This window comes from Variovorax sp. BGA-UO-ETr-C22, from assembly GCF_059567965.1.
In genome coordinates, this window is sequence record NZ_JCAQPA010000011.1 from 3,239,639 (window position 1) to 3,255,766 (window position 16,128).

At 68.7% G+C, this 16,128-nt stretch carries 19 protein-coding genes; 13 read left to right on the forward strand and 6 right to left on the reverse strand.

Annotated features, from left to right (window positions below; genetic code table 11):
• The 4 genes from AC57B8_RS35475 to AC57B8_RS35490 all read right to left on the reverse strand — a co-directional run bounded on the left by AC57B8_RS35475 (position 1) and on the right by AC57B8_RS35490 (position 2,907).
• Positions 1–783 carry a class I SAM-dependent methyltransferase gene (locus AC57B8_RS35475; RefSeq protein WP_095743886.1) on the reverse strand — a complete coding sequence of 261 codons (783 nt, stop codon included), beginning with the start codon at positions 781–783 and terminating at the stop codon, positions 1–3.
• Positions 783–1,325, reverse strand: coding sequence for a DNA-deoxyinosine glycosylase (locus AC57B8_RS35480; RefSeq protein WP_496482201.1), 543 nt, complete (start codon positions 1,323–1,325; stop codon positions 783–785). The genes AC57B8_RS35475 and AC57B8_RS35480 overlap by 1 nt, the downstream gene beginning before the upstream one ends.
• Before the next feature lie 105 nt (positions 1,326–1,430).
• A complete protein-coding gene (locus AC57B8_RS35485; RefSeq protein ID WP_062479399.1) occupies positions 1,431–1,916 on the reverse strand; it encodes a hypothetical protein in 486 nt (161 codons plus the stop codon).
• Between the two features lie 130 nt (positions 1,917–2,046).
• Complete coding sequence (locus AC57B8_RS35490) at positions 2,047–2,907, reverse strand: TatD family hydrolase (RefSeq protein WP_496482202.1); 861 nt, start codon at positions 2,905–2,907, stop codon at positions 2,047–2,049.
• Between the two features lie 89 nt (positions 2,908–2,996).
• Here AC57B8_RS35490 and AC57B8_RS35495 point away from each other — a divergent pair, with 89 nt between their 5' ends.
• Genes AC57B8_RS35495 through AC57B8_RS35510 form a run of 4 tightly spaced genes read left to right on the forward strand, consistent with a single transcriptional unit; the run spans position 2,997 to position 7,051 of the window.
• Positions 2,997–3,995, forward strand: a complete 999-nt coding sequence (locus AC57B8_RS35495) for a S1C family serine protease (protein WP_496482203.1) — start codon at positions 2,997–2,999, stop codon at positions 3,993–3,995.
• A 20-nt stretch (positions 3,996–4,015) separates the two neighbouring features.
• A complete protein-coding gene (locus tag AC57B8_RS35500) occupies positions 4,016–5,041 on the forward strand; it encodes an AAA family ATPase (RefSeq protein ID WP_095949404.1) in 1,026 nt (341 codons plus the stop codon).
• Positions 5,022–6,017 (forward strand): DUF58 domain-containing protein, encoded by a 996-nt coding sequence (locus AC57B8_RS35505; RefSeq protein WP_496482204.1) that lies wholly within the window; start codon positions 5,022–5,024, stop codon positions 6,015–6,017. Before AC57B8_RS35500 ends, AC57B8_RS35505 begins: the two co-directional genes overlap by 20 nt.
• Positions 6,014–7,051 carry a VWA domain-containing protein gene (locus AC57B8_RS35510; protein ID WP_062478619.1) on the forward strand — a complete coding sequence of 346 codons (1,038 nt, stop codon included), beginning with the start codon at positions 6,014–6,016 and terminating at the stop codon, positions 7,049–7,051. Before AC57B8_RS35505 ends, AC57B8_RS35510 begins: the two co-directional genes overlap by 4 nt.
• Here AC57B8_RS35510 and AC57B8_RS35515 read toward each other — a convergent pair.
• Together AC57B8_RS35515 and AC57B8_RS35520 are read right to left on the reverse strand one after the other, a co-directional pair.
• Positions 7,035–7,676, reverse strand: a complete 642-nt coding sequence (locus AC57B8_RS35515) for a TetR/AcrR family transcriptional regulator (protein ID WP_095949406.1) — start codon at positions 7,674–7,676, stop codon at positions 7,035–7,037. The genes AC57B8_RS35510 and AC57B8_RS35515 overlap by 17 nt on opposite strands.
• A 71-nt stretch (positions 7,677–7,747) precedes the next feature.
• Complete coding sequence (locus AC57B8_RS35520) at positions 7,748–8,350, reverse strand: phenylacetic acid degradation protein PaaY (RefSeq protein WP_159278218.1); 603 nt, start codon at positions 8,348–8,350, stop codon at positions 7,748–7,750.
• 181 nt (positions 8,351–8,531) lie between these two features.
• On the opposite strand from AC57B8_RS35520, the gene AC57B8_RS35525 reads away from it, so the two are divergent.
• The 9 genes from AC57B8_RS35525 to AC57B8_RS35565 are packed head-to-tail and all read left to right on the forward strand — an operon-like array spanning position 8,532 to position 16,074.
• Positions 8,532–9,335 carry an enoyl-CoA hydratase-related protein gene (locus AC57B8_RS35525; RefSeq protein WP_496482205.1) on the forward strand — a complete coding sequence of 268 codons (804 nt, stop codon included), beginning with the start codon at positions 8,532–8,534 and terminating at the stop codon, positions 9,333–9,335.
• A gap of 1 nt (position 9,336) precedes the next feature.
• Positions 9,337–9,786 carry a hydroxyphenylacetyl-CoA thioesterase PaaI gene (gene paaI / locus AC57B8_RS35530; protein WP_495265681.1) on the forward strand — a complete coding sequence of 150 codons (450 nt, stop codon included), beginning with the start codon at positions 9,337–9,339 and terminating at the stop codon, positions 9,784–9,786.
• 14 nt (positions 9,787–9,800) lie between these two features.
• A complete protein-coding gene (gene paaK, locus AC57B8_RS35535) occupies positions 9,801–11,111 on the forward strand; it encodes a phenylacetate--CoA ligase PaaK (RefSeq protein ID WP_307696314.1) in 1,311 nt (436 codons plus the stop codon).
• 41 nt (positions 11,112–11,152) lie between these two features.
• Complete coding sequence (paaA, locus tag AC57B8_RS35540) at positions 11,153–12,163, forward strand: 1,2-phenylacetyl-CoA epoxidase subunit PaaA (RefSeq protein ID WP_153280350.1); 1,011 nt, start codon at positions 11,153–11,155, stop codon at positions 12,161–12,163.
• Positions 12,160–12,456, forward strand: coding sequence for a 1,2-phenylacetyl-CoA epoxidase subunit PaaB (gene paaB, locus AC57B8_RS35545; protein ID WP_062478634.1), 297 nt, complete (start codon positions 12,160–12,162; stop codon positions 12,454–12,456). Before paaA ends, paaB begins: the two co-directional genes overlap by 4 nt.
• A 17-nt stretch (positions 12,457–12,473) precedes the next feature.
• Positions 12,474–13,253 carry a 1,2-phenylacetyl-CoA epoxidase subunit PaaC gene (gene paaC / locus AC57B8_RS35550; protein WP_095949436.1) on the forward strand — a complete coding sequence of 260 codons (780 nt, stop codon included), beginning with the start codon at positions 12,474–12,476 and terminating at the stop codon, positions 13,251–13,253.
• Entirely contained in the window at positions 13,247–13,777 is a 531-nt protein-coding gene (paaD, locus tag AC57B8_RS35555) for a 1,2-phenylacetyl-CoA epoxidase subunit PaaD (RefSeq protein WP_496482206.1), read from the forward strand. The genes paaC and paaD overlap by 7 nt, the downstream gene beginning before the upstream one ends.
• A 12-nt stretch (positions 13,778–13,789) precedes the next feature.
• Positions 13,790–14,875, forward strand: coding sequence for a 1,2-phenylacetyl-CoA epoxidase subunit PaaE (gene paaE, locus AC57B8_RS35560; RefSeq protein ID WP_062478643.1), 1,086 nt, complete (start codon positions 13,790–13,792; stop codon positions 14,873–14,875).
• A gap of 53 nt (positions 14,876–14,928) precedes the next feature.
• Positions 14,929–16,074: an ABC transporter substrate-binding protein gene (locus AC57B8_RS35565; RefSeq protein WP_070063655.1), complete on the forward strand. Its 1,146-nt coding sequence runs from the start codon at positions 14,929–14,931 to the stop codon at positions 16,072–16,074.
• Positions 16,075–16,128: the final 54 nt, after the last annotated feature.

Genomic DNA, 16,128 nt, shown 5'->3' on the forward strand with positions numbered 1-16,128 from the left:
TCAGGTGGTGAGGGAAAGCGTCATCGGCTTGAACACCCGCAGCCATTTCGGCGCGGGCAGGCCCCAGCGAGTCTGGATGGTTTGGGCGCGCTCGGCAAGCACCTCGCGCTTCGGGCGCGACGCCGTGCGCTGGGCCAGCACCACCGTGTTGCCTTCGCGCGTCGGCTTGAAGGCCCAGACCGCGTCGGCGCCGAAAGCGGCGGCGATTTTCTCGAGGCTGCGCTCGTAGCTCGACGAGCGGCCGAACAGGTTGACCGTCATGCAGCCGTCTTCGGTGAGCAGCGCGCGGCAGTCGGCATAGAAGTCTTCGCTGTCGAGCACCGGCGCGGCGGCCTCGTGGTCGTACAGGTCGACCTGCAGCGCGTCGACCGTGCCCTGCCATTCGGGCTTGCGGATTTCCTCGGCCGCGTCGGCGATCACCACGCGCAGCTTCAGGTCGTCGGCCGGCAGCTTGAACCAGCCGCGGCAGGCCGACACCACCTGCGGGTTCAGCTCGACCGCGGTGGTGCGCATGCGCAGCGTCTTGCGGCTGAACTTGGTGAGCGTGGCCGCGCCCAGGCCCAGCTGCATCGCGTGGCGGTTGCCCACGCCCTTGCTGTCGACGAACAGCAGCCAAGCCATCATGCGCTGCACGTACTCGAGCTCGATCTCGAAGGGGGCGTCGAGCTTCATCGAGCCCTGGACCCATTCGGTGCCCAGGTGCAGGTAGCGGATGTCGCCCCAGTCGGAAAAATTGACTTCGGGCAGGACGAGGGTTTTCTTGGAAGAAGCGGAAGAAGCCATCAGAGAAGGTGGTGGGCAACGAAGACCTCGCGCCAGGCCGCGAGCTTGCGCTCGAAGGACCACGACGCGTTGGCGGGGCTGGTGGAGGGCAGCGAATACACCGGCACCCCGAGGGTGCGCGTGTGGCGTGCGTGCTTGAAGCTCTCGCCGCCGTTGTGGGCGATGGCGGCGAGCTTCGGCAGTTGCAGGCCGGCGATGTCGTTCACGACCGGCGAGCGGATCGCCGCGTCAAGGCTGCCCTCGCGCTCGCAGGCGCCGTACACGTCCCACACGCCGAGGCCGCGATCGAGCAGCCAGTCGCAGCGCGCGCGGTAGCTGTCTGCGCCCGTCGGAAGCAGGGGGTCGGGCCAGAGGGCTTGCAAGATCTTCCAGAACTGATTTTGGGGATGCGCATAGTACTGCTGCCGCTCGAGCGACTTGACGCCCGGGAAGCTGCCGAGGATGAGCACACGGGTGTTCGGCGAGACGATGGGCGCAAGGCCGGTCAGCACCATGCCGACGCTGTCGGCAACGGTCGGGGACGGGACGGCGGTCGATTTCATGGGCGGTATCTTGGCATTGCCGCACGGCGTGCCTGAACGCCCATGAAAAAACCCGCCGAAGCGGGTTCTTTCGTCAAGCACGGACCGAAGCCCGGCGCATGGAAGTTACGGCTTCTTGGCCGCTTCGTTCTCGGCCGTGCCCGGCACCTTCTCGCCGATCGCCTTGCCGGCGCTGCGCATGCCGTCGGCCGTCTTGTGGCCGGCCGTTTCCACGGCGTCGCCGGTCTTCACGGCCGCCTTCTTGGTGGCGGTGGTGGCCTTCTTGGTGGTGTTCTTGGTCGCGTTCCAGGCCTTCTTGGTGCCGCGCTCGGTGGCGTTGGCTGCCTTCTTGGTGCCGCTCTTGGTGGCATCCCAGGCCTTTTCGGCGCCGCTCTCGGTCGCGTTCACGGCCTTCTTGGTCGTGCTCTTGGTGGCGTCCCAGGCCTTTTCGGTGCCGCGTGCGGTCGCATCGACGGCGTCCTTGCCGGCTTCCTTCACCTTCTCGGTGGTCGTGGGCTCGGCCGCGGTGGTCTGCGCGATGGCCGACACACCGATGGAGGCCAGCGCCAGTGCGAGCGCGACGGGCAGGGTACGAACAAAAGATGTGGTCATGAAAGACTCCTTTTTTGAGTGAAGTGCGGAGTGACGACAGTGCCACTGGACAACCAACGCCACTTCGAACTTCAAGGATGACAGCAAAAACGGCCCGATGGCCTGCGCTGGCGCAACTCGGGAACTTGGCCTACGCGGCGGGCGGACGCCCCTCCGACACGTTCAGCAGACTTTGGAGCTTCGGCAGGGCGGCCACCGCATTGCGCGTGGTGTTTTCGGCCAGCGACGCGATGTCGATGCCCCGCAGCTGCGCGACCACTTCGGCGATGCGCGGCAGCTCGCCGGGCTCGTTGCGGCCCTGCGCCTGGCCCGCGTCGCGCTGCGCCTGCGTGCGGTACAGCCAGTGCGGCTGGATATCGGGCGCGTCGGTTTCCATCACCAGCGCGTCCATCGGCAAGGTGGCCGCGAGGCGGCGCAGCTGCAGCGCGCGCTCGAAGGTCACGGCGCCGCCGAAGCCCAGCTTCAGGCCGATCTCGATGCAGGCCTGCGCCTGCTGCTCGCTGCCGTTGAACGCGTGGGCGATGCCGTGCCAGGGCCGCCCGCCCGCGGTCCGGCGCAGGTGCTTGAGCACCTTGTCGACCGAGCGCCGCACATGGATGAGCACGGGCAGCCCGTGCTTGCGCGCCAGTTGCAACTGAGTGTGAAAGAAGCGTTCCTGTCTATCGGCGTCCAGGCCTTCCACGAAGTAGTCGAGCCCGATCTCGCCGACCGCCACCAGACGCGGATCGTCGCGCCGCGCGTGCAGCTCGTCGTCGAGCGTCTGCAGGTCGGCATCGCTCGCCTGCCCCGTGCACAGCGGGTGGATGCCCAGCGCGTAGGCGTCGCCCTGCGCGTGGGCCAGCTCGCGCACGGTGGCGAAGTTGAAGGCCGCCACCGCCGGAATGACGCACAGCACCACGCCCTGCGCCGCCGCGCGGGCGCGGATGACGGGCATCTCGGCACCGAATTCGGGCGCATCGAGGTGACAGTGGGTATCGACAAACGCAGCCATCGCGCGATGATGCCCGAAGGGATGCACAGGCGCGGAAAGCGTGCTACTGTGAACTCCTTCACGCGTCCTTTTTTGCCGGAGGTGCTCCGATGCGCAGGCCCGCTTTCTACAGCCGCTCGCCCCGCACGCTGCCGCCGGCCGCAGCACCGGCGGCCGGGTCGCCGGCGGATGCCGCGGCTGTGGCCGAGGCCGACGCCGTGCAAGCCCCCCCGCCTCGCGCACGCTGGCAGCCGGGGCGCCGCGCCTTCGCGCTGCTCACCGTCAGCTGCATCGCCATCGCCGCCGGCGGCGCCTTCTGGGCGCCGCGCCAGGGCGCCAAGGCGCTCACGCAGAAAGACATCGACGCCGCCGTGCTGCGCACGCTGCAGACCACCACCCTGCCCTCGCCCGCGGCCAAGGCCGCCGACATCGTGCGGCCCTCGGTGGTGCGCGTGGTCGGCTACGGCCCCGAGAAGGCCACGCCCGAAGCCAAGACCCAGAAGCGCGGCCGCAACATGGCCAAGGGCAAGCCGCCCGAAGCGCCTGCCGACGGCGGCACGCCGGGCGAGGTCGAACGCGGCGTGGGCACGGGCGTGGTGATCGTCGACAAGGGCGTCATCCTCACCAACCTGCACGTGGTCGCCGGCGCCGAGAAGATCAAGGTCACCTTCGCCGACGGCCTGGAGGCCATCGCCGTCATCACCGGCGTGCAGCCCGAGAACGACCTGGCCGTGCTGCAGGCGCAGAAGATCCCGGACGACCTGATCCCCGCCGTGATGCGCTCCACCGCCGACCTGCGCTCCGGCGACCAGGTGGCGGCCGTGGGCTTTCCGTTCGGCATCGGGCCCTCGGTGTCGGCCGGCGTGGTGTCGGGCCTGAAGCGCTCCTTCCGTTCGCCCGAGGGCAAGCAGGAGCTGGGTAACCTGATCCAGTTCGACGCCGCCGCCAACCCCGGCAACTCGGGCGGGCCGCTCATCAACATGGACGGCGAGGTGCTGGGCATCGTCACCGCCATCCTCAACCCGACGCAGCAGCGCACCTTCATCGGCATCGGCTTCGCGGTGCCGATCGAGAACGCCGCTTCGGCGGCCGGCTCGCCGCCCTTCTGATTTCTTCGAAAGCCCTTCGCATGAGCACAGAAAACCCGACCTCGTCGACCTTTGCAACAGCCCCTGCCACCGCCGAGCTGATGGAGCAGATCCTCTACGAGGTGAAGCGCGTGGTCGTGGGGCAGGACCGCTTTCTCGAGCGCGTGATGGTCGCGATGCTCGCAGGCGGCCACCTGCTGGTCGAAGGCGTGCCGGGGCTGGCCAAGACGCTCACCATCAAGACGCTGGCCGACACCGTGCGCGGCCAGTTCAAGCGCATCCAGTTCACGCCCGACCTGGTGCCGGCCGACCTCGTGGGCACGCGCATCTACAACCAGAAGACGGGCGAGTTCAGCACCTCGCTGGGGCCGGTGTTCGCCAACCTGCTTTTGGCCGACGAAATCAACCGCGCGCCGGCCAAGGTGCAGAGCGCGCTGCTCGAAGTGATGCAGGAGCGCCAGGTCACCATCGCCGGCGAGACGCACAAGGTGCCGCGCCCCTTTCTCGTGATGGCGACGCAGAACCCGATCGAGACCGAGGGCACCTACCCGCTGCCCGAGGCGCAGGTCGACCGCTTCATGATGAAGGTGATGGTCGACTACCCGAGCGACGAGGAAGAGTTCGTGATCGTGCAGCGCGTGATCGGCCCGGTGGTCACGGCCACGCCGGTCGCCACCACCGAACAGCTGGCCGAGCTGCAGGCCGAGGCGCGGCGCGTGTACGTCGACCCCTCGCTGATCCAGTACGCCGTGAAGCTCGTGTCGGCCACGCGCACGCCCGAGAAGCACGGCCTGAAGGACTTGCGCCGCTTCATCACCTTCGGCGCCAGCCCGCGCGCCAGCATCAGCCTGACCGAAGGCGCGCGCGCCCTGGCGCTGCTGCGCGGTCGCAGCTACGCGCTGCCCGAAGACATGAGCGCGCTGGTGCCCGACGTGCTGCGCCACCGCGTGACGCTCTCCTACGAAGGCCTGTCCGAAGGGCTCACGCCCGACGGGCTGATCGAGAAGATCATGAAGGCCGTCCCCGCTCCTCCCAAGCCCCTCGAACATGAAAAGCTGGTGGCGTAAGGCCCCCGAGGCCGCGAACGATGACCGGCTCGCGATCGAAGCCGGCGGGGCCGAACGCGCGCTGCGCCGGCTCGAATGGACCGTGATCCGCCGCCTCGACGGCCTGCTGCAGGGCGACTACCGCACGCTGATGCGCGGCACCGGCCTGGACCTGGCCGACCTGCGCGAGTACCAGCACCACGACGACGTGCGCCACATCGACTGGAACGTCACCGCGCGGCTGCAGACGCCGCACGTGCGCGTGTTCACCGAAGACCGCGAGATGGCCGCGTGGTTCGTGCTCGACCTGAGCCGCTCGGTCGATTTCGGCTCCGGCCTGAAGGCCAAGCGCGAGATCTCGGCCGGCTTCGTCGGCGTGCTCGCGCGGCTGCTCACGCGGCACGGCAACCGGGTCGGCGCGCTGGTCTACGGCCGCGACCTCGAGGCCGTGATTCCGCCGCGCACCGGCCGCCGCCATGTGCTGCACCTGCTGCACGCGATGGAAAAGCGCGCGAACCAGGCCGAGGCCGCGCCCGCGCAGAAGGGCATGACGCGCCTGGCCGACCTGCTGACCTCCGCCGCCGCGCTCATGCCGCGCCGCTCCACCGTGTTCGTGGTGTCCGACTTTCTCAGCGAGCCCGGCTGGGAACGCCCGCTGGGCCAGCTGGTGCAGCGGCACGAAGTGATTGCCGTGCGCCTGTTCGATCCGCTCGAGCTCGATCTGCCCGACCTCGGCCTGGTGCCGCTGCGCGACGCCGAGACCGGCGAGCAGCTGTGGGTCGACACCCATGACGCGGGGTTCCGCAAACGCTTCGCGCGGCTGGCCGCCGAACGCGAGACCACCCTGCGCGAGTCGCTGGCCCGGGCCGGCGTCGACGCCCTCGAACTCTCGACCAACGACGATCTGGTCGAAGCCATCGTGCGATTCGCGGACCTGCGCAAGCGCCGGGTCCGCGGCGTCGCAGCGGGTGGCGGGAAGGCGGTGGTGGCGGCATGACATTCCTCTGGCCTCAATTCCTCTGGCTGCTGGCGGCCTTGCCGCTGCTGGTGCTCCTGTATGTCTGGCTGATCCGCCGCAAGAAGAAGATGGCGGTGCGCTACGCCAGCCTGTCGATCGTGCGCGAGGCGATGGGCCCGGGCCAGAGCCTGCGGCGCCACATTCCGCCGCTGCTGTTCCTGGTGGCCATCACCGCGATGCTCGTGGCGGCGGCGCGGCCGATGGCCGTGGTGGTGCTGCCGTCGAACCAGCAGACCATCATCCTGGCGATGGACGTGTCGGGCAGCATGCGTGCGGCCGACGTGCAGCCCAACCGGCTGGTGGCGGCGCAGGAGGCGGCCAAGAGCTTCATCAAGGACCTGCCGCGCCACGTGAAGGTGGGCATCGTCGCCTTCGCGGGCAGCGCACAGGTGGCGCAGCTGCCCACCACCAACCACGACGACCTCGTGACGGCCATCGACAGCTTCCAGCTGCAGCGCGCCACGGCCACGGGCAATGCCATCGTGGTGTCGCTGGCCACGCTGTTTCCCGACGCGGGCATCGACATCTCGCAGTTCAGCGCCCCCAGCCGCCAGCGCGGCATCCCGATCGACCAGAACGAGAAACAGCTCAAGGAGTTCACGCCCGTGGCGCCCGGCTCGTTCACCTCGGCCGCGATCATCATGCTGACCGACGGCCAGCGCACCACCGGCGTCGACCCGCTGGACGCCGCCAAGGCCGCGGCCGACCGCGGCGTGCGCATCTACACGGTGGGCGTGGGCACGGTCGATGGCGAGACCATCGGTTTCGAAGGCTGGTCGATGCGCGTGCGGCTGGACGAAGAAACGCTCAAGGCCATCGCCAACAAGACCAGCGCCGAGTACTTTTACGCCGGCACCGCGAGCGACCTGAAGAAGGTCTACGAAACGCTGAGCTCCAAGCTCACCGTCGAGAAGAAGGAAACCGAGATCTCGGCGCTGTTCGCGCTGGGCGCCGCGGTGCTCACGCTGCTGTCGGCGGGGCTGTCGCTGCTCTGGTTCAACCGGATTCTTTAGCGCTGTTTTCTTCCTGTGCCACGGCGGGCGGCATCTTCACCGCCCCCACCCCGCCCAGGAACAGGTCGGCCACGATCGGCGCGATGGCCGCGTGGTCGAGCCGGCCGCCGGGCTTCATCCAGGTGAACATCCAGTTGATCATGCCGAACAGCAGCATGGTCAGCGGCTTGGCGAGCTCGTCGCTCGGCGCGCCGGGGCGCAGCGCCGACACGGCGCGCGCAAAGCCGGCGACCACGGCGCGCTCCTGGTCGAGCACGCGCTCGCGGTCTTCGTCCTCGAGAAAGCGCACGTCGTCGGTCAGCACGCGGTGCGCGTCCTGCGCGCCGGCGTACTCCTCGACGATGCGGTAGATGAAGCGGCGCAGGCGCTCCTCGTCGGTGGACGGCTGGGCCTCTTCCTCGGCCACCAGCGCCGCCAGCTTCGAGACGTGCGTCTCGGCGATGCTGATGAGCAGGCTGCTCTTGTCCTTGTAGTAGTGGTAGAGCGTGGCCTTCGAGAGGTTGCAGGCCTCGGCGACCTGGTTCATCGAGGTCGCGGGGTAGCCGCGGCGGGCGAACAGCTGGGCGGCCTGCGCGAGGATCAGTTCGCGCTGGTCGTCGTAGGTGGCGGATCTTCCACGCGGCATCGGGTCTTCTTCCTGGGTTGTCTGTCGGTTGCTGGGTTGCAGCAGTCGCGATCTTGCATGAAGCCGCAGGGCTATCCGCGGCGGGTGGCGATCAGGGATTTCACGTCGGTGGCGGGCAGGCGCGGGCGGTCTTTTTCCACCTCGGCGAGCGGCGCCACCTCGTGCAGGCTGGCCAGGCTGCGCACCGTCAGTGCCTGGTAGGTCTGCGTGCCTTCGAGCTTCCAGGCGATCTCTTCGTCGCTGAGTTCGCGTCGCACCTTGGCCGGGATGCCCGCCGCGAGCGAACGCGCGGGCACCTTCATGCCGGCGGGCACGAAGGCGCAGGCCGCGACGATGGCTTTCTCGCCCACCTCGGCCTCGTCCATCACCACCGCGTTCATGCCCACCAGCGCATCGCGCCGCACGATGCAGCTGTGCAGGATCGCACCGTGGCCGATGTGGCCGTTGACCTCCACCACCGTGTCGTTGTCGGGAAAGCCGTGGATGCAGCAGTGGTCCTGCACGTTGGAGCCTTCCTGCAGCACGATGCGGCCGAAGTCGCCGCGCAGGCTGGCGCAAGGGCCGACGTAGCAGTGCGGGCCGACGATCACGTCGCCGATCAGCACGGCCGTGGGATGCACGTAGGCGCTCGGGTCGACGACAGGAATCACGCCGTCGATGGAATAGCTGGGCATTCGGTCTCCTTGTTCTTTCGCGGGCTGCTCGGTCACGCCGGATTCATTCACACCTTCCTAGGGTTTGCCCTGAATGCACCCCGCTTGTGCCGGAATCGAGGTCGATCCTAAAATCAACCGAACGGTCGGTCAATAGTGTTTACGCACCGAGCCGTCCCCACAAAGGATGAAAGAGACACGCATGACTGAGCCTTTGGTACTCATCAGCAACAGCGGCGCCGTCCGCACGCTGAGCCTGAACCGCCCCGCAGCGCTCAACAGCTTCACGACCGGGCTGCACGCCGAGCTGCTGGCCGCGCTCGAAGCCGCGGCCGCCGACAGCAGCGTGCGCTGCGTGGTGCTCACCGGTGCCGGCCGCGCCTTCTGCGCGGGGCAGGACCTGGCCGACCCGTCGGTCGCGCCCGACCCCACGCCGGGTGCCGCGCCCAAGGACCTGGGCCACGTCATCTCCACCTACTACGGCCCGCTGGTCGGGCGCCTGCGCTCGATGCCGGTGCCCGTGGTTGCCGCCGTCAACGGCGTGGCGGCCGGCGCGGGCGCCAACCTCGCGCTGTGCTGCGACCTCGTCGTGGCCGGCCGCTCGGCCAGCTTCATCCAGGCCTTCACCAAGATCGGCCTCGTGCCCGACACCGGCGGCACCTGGCTGCTGCCGCGCCTCGTGGGCCCGGCGCGCGCGCTGGGCATCGCGATGCTGGGCGACAAGCTCCCGGCCGAAGAAGCCGCACGCATCGGCCTCATCTGGCAGTGCGTGGACGACGCGGCCCTGGCCGACACCGCCGCCGCGCTGGCGGCGCGCCTGGCCGGCATGCCCACGCGCGCCCTGGTCGCCACCCGCGAAGCGATGGCCGCCGCGCAAAACCTCGACCTGGGCGCGGCACTTGCCGAGGAAGCGCGCATCCAACGCGAGATGGGCAACGCCGACGACTACCGCGAAGGTGTCGAGGCTTTCCGCGCCAAGCGCGCCCCGGTGTTCAAGGACCGCTGAGATGACCGACGCTTCCTCCCGCACCCCGCAACAGACCGCCGAGTACGTGCGCGACGGCATGTTCGCGAACGACAACGCCAGCAAGGGCCTGGGCATGCGCATCGTGGAGGTCGGCCCCGGCCAGGCCACGCTCGAGATGCGCGTGCGCCCCGACATGCTCAACGGCCACGCCATCTGCCACGGCGGCTTCATGGCCACGCTGGCCGATTCCACCTTCGCCTTCGCCTGCAACTCGTACAACGAGCTGACCGTGGCCTCGGGCTTCGCCATCGACTTCCTCGCGCCGGCGCGCGAGGGCGACGTGCTCACCGCGCGCTGCTTCGAAGTCTCCAAGGCCGGCCGCACCGGCGTGTACGACACCGAAATCACCAACCAGCGCGGCGAGCGCATCGCGATGTTCCGCGGTCGCTCGTACACCGCCAAGGGCCGGCCGGCCGTCCCGGCCGCTTGAGGAGACACCCCACCATGACCGTGAAACGCCCCGCCCCCGGCGACCTCGAGCCGATCGAAACCGCCAGCCGCGACGAGATCGCCGCCCTGCAGCTCACGCGCCTGCGCGCCACGCTGCGCAACGCCTATGACAACGTGCCGCACTACCGCCAGGCCTTCGATGCCAAGGGCGTGCACCCCGACGACCTGAAGTCGCTGGCCGACCTGTCGAAATTCCCGTTCACGGTGAAGACCGACCTGCGCGACAACTACCCCTTCGGCATGTTCGCCGTGCCGCGCACGCAGGTGGCACGCATCCACGCGTCGTCGGGCACCACCGGCAAGCCGACCGTGGTGGGCTACACGAAGAACGACATCGACACCTGGGCCGACCTCGTCGCGCGCTCCATCCGCGCAGCGGGCGGACGGCCCGGCGACATGATCCACGTCGCCTACGGCTACGGCCTCTTCACCGGCGGCCTCGGCGCGCACTACGGCGCCGAGCGCGCGGGCTGCACCGTCATCCCGATGTCGGGCGGCCAGACCGAGAAGCAGGTGCAGCTCATCCAGGACTTCAAGCCCGACATCATCATGGTCACGCCCAGCTACATGCAGGTGATCATCGAGCAGTTCGAGCGCCAGGGTCTCGATGCCAAAGACAGCTCGCTCAAGGTCGGCATCTTCGGCGCCGAGCCGTGGACCGAGGCCATGCGCCGCGACATCGAGACCCGCGCCGGCATCGACGCGGTCGACATCTACGGCCTCTCCGAAGTGATGGGCCCGGGCGTGGCCAGCGAATGCGTCGAGAGCAAGGACGGCCCGGTGATCTGGGAAGACCACTTCTACCCCGAGATCATCGACCCCGAGACCGGCGAGCTGAAGGCCGACGGCGAAGAAGGCGAACTGGTCTTCACCTCGCTGAGCAAGGAGGCCATGCCCATCGTGCGCTACCGCACGCGCGACCTCACGCGCCTGTTGCCGCCCACCTCGCGGTCGTTCCGCCGCATGGGCAAGATCGTCGGGCGCAGCGACGACATGATGATCATCCGCGGCGTCAACGTCTTCCCCACGCAGGTGGAAGAGATCGTGCTCGCGCACAGCGCCCTCACCGGCCTGTACCAGGTGCGCGTGAGCCGCGAAGGCCTGCTCGACCAGGTCGAGGTGCACTGCGAACTCACGCCGCACGAAGCCGCCGCGGCCGACCGCAACGCGATTTCCGAGTGGGTGCAGCACCGCGTGAAGACGCTCATCGGCATCTCCACCCGCGTGGTCGTGCACGGCCCCGACGAAATGGAACGCACGCAGACCGGCAAGGCCCGGCGCGTCGTCGACACGCGCCCGCGCTGAGCGCCCGCGCGCCCCACACACCGCACCGAAAGGACACGCACATGTACACCCAGGCCATGGACACGATGGGCAAGGACGCAGGCGACGGCAAGCAGAAGGCCGTGCGCTCCGCCGACGAGCTGCGTCTCGAGGAACGCTTCGACGCGCGCATCGACGCGGGCGACTTCATCGAGGCGAAAGACTGGATGCCAGAGCACTACCGCAAGACGCTGGTGCGCCAGATCAGCCAGCACGCGCACTCCGAAATCGTCGGCATGCTGCCCGAGGGCAACTGGATCAGCCGCGCGCCCACGCTCAAGCGCAAGGCCATCCTGCTGGCCAAGGTGCAGGACGAAGGCGGCCACGGCCTGTACCTGTACGCCGCCGCCGAAACGCTGGGCACCTCGCGCGACCAGATGTTCGACGCGCTGCACACGGGCAAGGCCAAGTACAGCTCGATCTTCAACTACCCCACGCTCAGCTGGGCCGACATGGGCACCATCGGCTGGCTGGTCGACGGCGCGGCCATCATGAACCAGGTGCCGATCTGCCGCTGCTCGTACGCACCGTATGCGCGCGCCATGATCCGCATCTGCCGCGAGGAAAGCTTTCACCAGCGCCAGGGCTACGAAGCACTGCTGACGATGATGAAGCAGGGCACCGACGCGCAGAAGGCGATGGTGCAGGACGCGGTCAACCGCTGGTGGTGGCCCTCGATCATGATGTTCGGCCCGCCCGACGACCAGTCGCCCAACTCGGCGCAGTCGATGCGCTGGGGCATCAAGCGCTTCAGCAACGACGAGCTGCGCCAGAAGTTCATCGACGCCACCGTCGAGCAGGCCGCGATCCTCGGCGTGACGCTGCCCGACCCCGATCTCAAGTGGAACGAAGAACGCCAGTCGCACGACTTCGGCGTCATCGACTGGAGCGAATTCTGGCGCGTGATCGCCGGCGACGGCCCCTGCAACCGCGAACGCCTGCAGGCCCGCGTGGACGCCTGGGACGACGGCGCCTGGGTGCGCGAAGCCGCCCTGGCCCACGCCAACAAACAACCGATGAAGGAAGCAGCATGAGCACCGAAGTGAAGCAAGAGTGGCCCCTGTGGGAAGTGTTCGTGCGCAGCAAGGCCGGCCTGGACCACAAGCACTGCGGCAGCCTGCACGCGGCCGACCCGAAGATGGCGATCCAGATGGCGCGCGACGTCTACACGCGCCGCCAGGAAGGCAGCAGCATCTGGGTGGTGCGCTCCGACCAGATCGTGGCCAGCGACCCGGGCGACAAGGACATGTTCTTCGACCCGGCCGAAGACAAGGTGTACCGCCACCCCACCTTCTACGCGCTGCCCAAGTCCGTGGACCACATGTGAGCCAGGAACGGCACGCCATGCAAGCCTCGATCGAACTGAACCGCACGCCCGCCGTGCACTACCTGCTGCGCATCGGCGACACCTGCCTGGTGCTCGCGCAGCGCCTGGGCGAATGGTGCGGCCACGCACCGGTGCTCGAAGAAGACATCGCGATGGCCAACATCGCACTCGACCTCGTCGGCCAGGCCCGCGCGGTGCTCACGCACGCCGGCCAGCTCGAAGGGGCCGGCCGCGCGCACGACGAAGACCAGCTCGCCTACCTGCGCGACGAGCGCGACTACTTCAACCTCACGCTGGTCGAGCTGCCGCGCGGCGACTTCGCCTTTGCCGTGCTGCGCAACACCATGGTCGCCACGCTGCTCAAGCTGCTGTGGCAACGCCTGGCCGCGTCGAGCGACGCCGAGGTGGCCGCCATCGCCGGCAAGGCGCTGAAGGAAGCACGCTACCACCAGCAGCATTCGGCCGACTGGGTCGTGCGCCTGGGCGACGGCACCGACGAATCGCGCCGCCGCACCGAGAAGGCGCTCAAGCAGCTGTGGCTCTACGTGCCCGAGCTGTTCGACAGCGACGACGTCGACGCGCAGGCCAGCGCCAGCGGCCTCGGCCCGGCCTGGAGCGAACTGCGCGAGCCGTGGCTGGCCGAGATGCAACAGGTGCTCGACGCCGCCGGCCTCGCCATGCCGAAGGAAGCCGCCTTCCGCAGCACCGGCAAGCACGGCGTGCACAGCGAGCACATGGGCTACATCCTGGCCGAGATGCAGCACCTGCAGCGCAGCTTCCCCGGAGGCGTGTGGTGACGAACGCACTGGCGTCGCGCATTGATGCGGCGTGGGCCGTGCTGCACACCGTGCCCGACCCCGAGGTGCCGGCCGTGTCGGTCTGCGACCTGGGCATCGTGCGCGAGGTGATCGAACACGACGACGGCCTGGAGATCGTGCTCACGCCAACGTACTCCGGCTGCCCCGCCACCGAAGCCATCGAGCACGACGTGCTGGCCGCCATCGAGCACGCAGGCCTCGGCCGCGCGCGCGCCACGCTGCGCCGCGCGCCCGCTTGGACCAGCGACTGGATCAGCGACGAAGGCCGCGACAAGCTCAAGGCCTACGGCATCGCGCCGCCCGCGCACCTCACGCCCGAGCAGGCCTCCAACACCGCCATGCCGATCAAGCTGTTCGGCCGCATGGCCGGCGAGCGCATCGCCTGCCCGCGCTGCGCCAGCGAGCGCACCGAGCGCCTGTCGGCCTTCGGCTCCACCGCCTGCAAGGCGCTCTATCGCTGCATGGCCTGCCGCGAACCCTTCGAACATTTCAAGCCTATCTGAGGCACGCCCACGATGAGCACCCTCTTCCACCCCCTGCGCGTGAAGGCCATCGAGCCCGACACGCACGAGGCCGTCATCGTCTCGTTCGAGGTGCCGCCGGCGCTGCGCGAAGTCTTCGGCTTCACGCAGGGCCAGTACCTCACGCTGCGCCATGACATCGACGGCCAGGACCTGCGCCGTTCCTATTCGATCTGCGCCGGCCTCGACGACGGCGAGCTGCGCGTCGGCGTGCGCAAGGTGCGCGGCGGCGTGTTCTCCAACTGGATCAACGCCCACCTGCAACCCGGCGACAGCCTGCAGGTGATGGCGCCGCAAGGCCGCTTCTTCGTGCCCATCGAGCCCGAGGCCGCGCGCCACCACGTCGGCATTGCGGGCGGCAGCGGCATCACGCCGATCCTGTCGATCATGAAGACCGTGCTGGCACGCGAGCCCAAGAGCCGTTTCACGCTGATCTACGGCAACCGCCAGCTGCAGTCCACGATGTTCAAGGAAGAGATCGAGGACCTGAAGAACCGCTACATGACGCGCCTCGTGCTGCAGCACGTGTTCTCCGACGAGCACACCGATTCGCCGCTGGGCTTCGGCGTGATGAACCGCGAGAAGATCGGCGAGTTCCTGGCCTCGGTGGTGCCCGCCGCGCAGATCGACCACGTGTACGTGTGCGGCCCGTTCCAGATGAACGACGAGGCCGAGGCCGCGCTGCTCGCCGCGGGCGTGCCCGAGGACCGCATCCACATCGAGCGCTTCGGCGTCGCGCTGCCCTCGGCCAGCCAGGTCGGCGCGGTGGTGCACGAGGCGCAGCCGGGCGACGCCAAGCAGGCGCGCGTGACCATCGTGCGCGACGGCCTGCAGCGCGAGATCACCTACACCGAGGGCCAGCCCAGCATCCTCGATGCGGCGTCGGCGGCCGGACTCGAGGTGCCGTTCTCGTGCACCTCGGGCGTGTGCGGCACCTGCCGCGCGAAGTGCGTGGACGGGGAAGTCCGCATGGAAAGAAACTTCGCCCTCGACAAGAATGAGGTGGCCGCGGGATTCGTGCTGACCTGCCAGGCCCACCCCCTGACCGAACGCGTCACGCTGTCCTTCGACGAGCGTTGAACGCACGGCTTTTCCCTCGGCCTTTCCCCTTTCAACCCGGAGACAAACCAACCATGAAATTCTTCAAGCCCCTGCTGATCGCCGCCCTGTGCGCCACGGCCCTCTCGGCCTGGGCCGACGTCAACGTCGGCGTGACCATCTCGGCCACCGGGCCGGCGGCGTCGCTCGGCATTCCCGAGAAGAACACCATCGCGCTGATGCCCAAGACGATCGGCGGGCAGAAGATCAACTACATCGTGCTGGACGATGCCTCCGACACCACGGCCGCCGTGAACAACACGCGCAAGCTGATCGCCGAGAACAAGGTCGACGTGATCCTGGGCTCGACCACCACGCCGGCCTCGCTCGCGATGATCGACGTGGCCAGCGAGGCGCAGACGCCGATGATCTCGGTGGCCGCCTCGGCCCGCATCATCGAGCCGATGGACGCCAAGAAGAAGTGGGTCTTCAAGACGCCGCAGAACGACATCATGATGTCGCTGGCCATCGCCGAGCACATGGCCGCCAACGGCGTGAAGACGGTCGGCTTCATCGGTTTCTCCGACGCGTACGGCGAAGGCTGGTCGCAGGAGTTCGCCAAAGCCGCCGACCTGAAGAAGATCAAGATCGTGGCCAACGAACGCTATGCGCGCTCCGACACCTCGGTCACCGGCCAGGCGCTGAAGCTCATGTCGGCCAAGCCCGACGCGGTGCTGGTCGCCGGCTCCGGCACGCCGGCCGCGCTGCCGCAGAAGACGCTCAAGGAGCGCGGCTACACCGGCAAGATGTACCAGACGCACGGCGTGGCCAACGCCGACTTCCTGCGCGTGGGCGGCAAGGACGTCGACGGCACCTTCCTGCCGGCCGGCCCGGTGCTCGTGGCCGACCAGCTGCCCGCCAGCAACCCGGTGAAGAAGTCTGCGCTCGCCTACGTCGCCGCCTATGAAGCCGCCTACGGCAAGGGCACGGTCTCGACCTTCGGCGCGCACGCCTGGGACGCGGGCCTCCTGATGAGCTCGGCCGTGCCGGTCGCGCTGAAGAAGGCCCAGCCGGGCACGCCCGAGTTCCGCGCCGCCCTGCGCGATGCGCTCGAGCAGACCAAGGACGTGTCGGGCGCGCACGGCGTGTTCAACATGACCGCGGCCGACCACCTGGGCCTGGACCAGCGTGCACGCGTGATGGTGAAGATCGAAAACGGCGCCTGGAAATTCCAGCCCTGAAGCACTGAACTCGCCCCCAGGCTTCGCGCACTTCGTGTCGCTTCTCCAACCCCC

Excerpts from the sequence above, each read along its gene's own strand:
- AC57B8_RS35480 (WP_496482201.1), bottom strand. The coding sequence starts at position 1,325 with ATGAAATCGACCGCCGTCCCGTCCCCGACCGTTGCCGACAGCGTCGGC.
- paaE (WP_062478643.1), top strand. The coding sequence starts at position 13,790 with ATGAGCACCCTCTTCCACCCCCTGCGCGTGAAGGCCATCGAGCCCGAC.
- AC57B8_RS35510 (WP_062478619.1), top strand. The coding sequence starts at position 6,014 with ATGACATTCCTCTGGCCTCAATTCCTCTGGCTGCTGGCGGCCTTGCCG.
- paaA (WP_153280350.1), top strand. The coding sequence starts at position 11,153 with ATGTACACCCAGGCCATGGACACGATGGGCAAGGACGCAGGCGACGGC.
- AC57B8_RS35525 (WP_496482205.1), top strand. The coding sequence starts at position 8,532 with ATGACTGAGCCTTTGGTACTCATCAGCAACAGCGGCGCCGTCCGCACG.
- AC57B8_RS35500 (WP_095949404.1), top strand. The coding sequence starts at position 4,016 with ATGAGCACAGAAAACCCGACCTCGTCGACCTTTGCAACAGCCCCTGCC.
- AC57B8_RS35485 (WP_062479399.1), bottom strand. The coding sequence starts at position 1,916 with ATGACCACATCTTTTGTTCGTACCCTGCCCGTCGCGCTCGCACTGGCG.
- AC57B8_RS35515 (WP_095949406.1), bottom strand. The coding sequence starts at position 7,676 with ATGCCGCGTGGAAGATCCGCCACCTACGACGACCAGCGCGAACTGATC.
- AC57B8_RS35505 (WP_496482204.1), top strand. The coding sequence starts at position 5,022 with ATGAAAAGCTGGTGGCGTAAGGCCCCCGAGGCCGCGAACGATGACCGG.
- paaI (WP_495265681.1), top strand. The coding sequence starts at position 9,337 with ATGACCGACGCTTCCTCCCGCACCCCGCAACAGACCGCCGAGTACGTG.
- AC57B8_RS35520 (WP_159278218.1), bottom strand. The coding sequence starts at position 8,350 with ATGCCCAGCTATTCCATCGACGGCGTGATTCCTGTCGTCGACCCGAGC.
- paaB (WP_062478634.1), top strand. The coding sequence starts at position 12,160 with ATGAGCACCGAAGTGAAGCAAGAGTGGCCCCTGTGGGAAGTGTTCGTG.
- paaC (WP_095949436.1), top strand. The coding sequence starts at position 12,474 with ATGCAAGCCTCGATCGAACTGAACCGCACGCCCGCCGTGCACTACCTG.
- AC57B8_RS35475 (WP_095743886.1), bottom strand. The coding sequence starts at position 783 with ATGGCTTCTTCCGCTTCTTCCAAGAAAACCCTCGTCCTGCCCGAAGTC.
- paaK (WP_307696314.1), top strand. The coding sequence starts at position 9,801 with ATGACCGTGAAACGCCCCGCCCCCGGCGACCTCGAGCCGATCGAAACC.
- AC57B8_RS35490 (WP_496482202.1), bottom strand. The coding sequence starts at position 2,907 with ATGGCTGCGTTTGTCGATACCCACTGTCACCTCGATGCGCCCGAATTC.
- AC57B8_RS35565 (WP_070063655.1), top strand. The coding sequence starts at position 14,929 with ATGAAATTCTTCAAGCCCCTGCTGATCGCCGCCCTGTGCGCCACGGCC.
- AC57B8_RS35495 (WP_496482203.1), top strand. The coding sequence starts at position 2,997 with ATGCGCAGGCCCGCTTTCTACAGCCGCTCGCCCCGCACGCTGCCGCCG.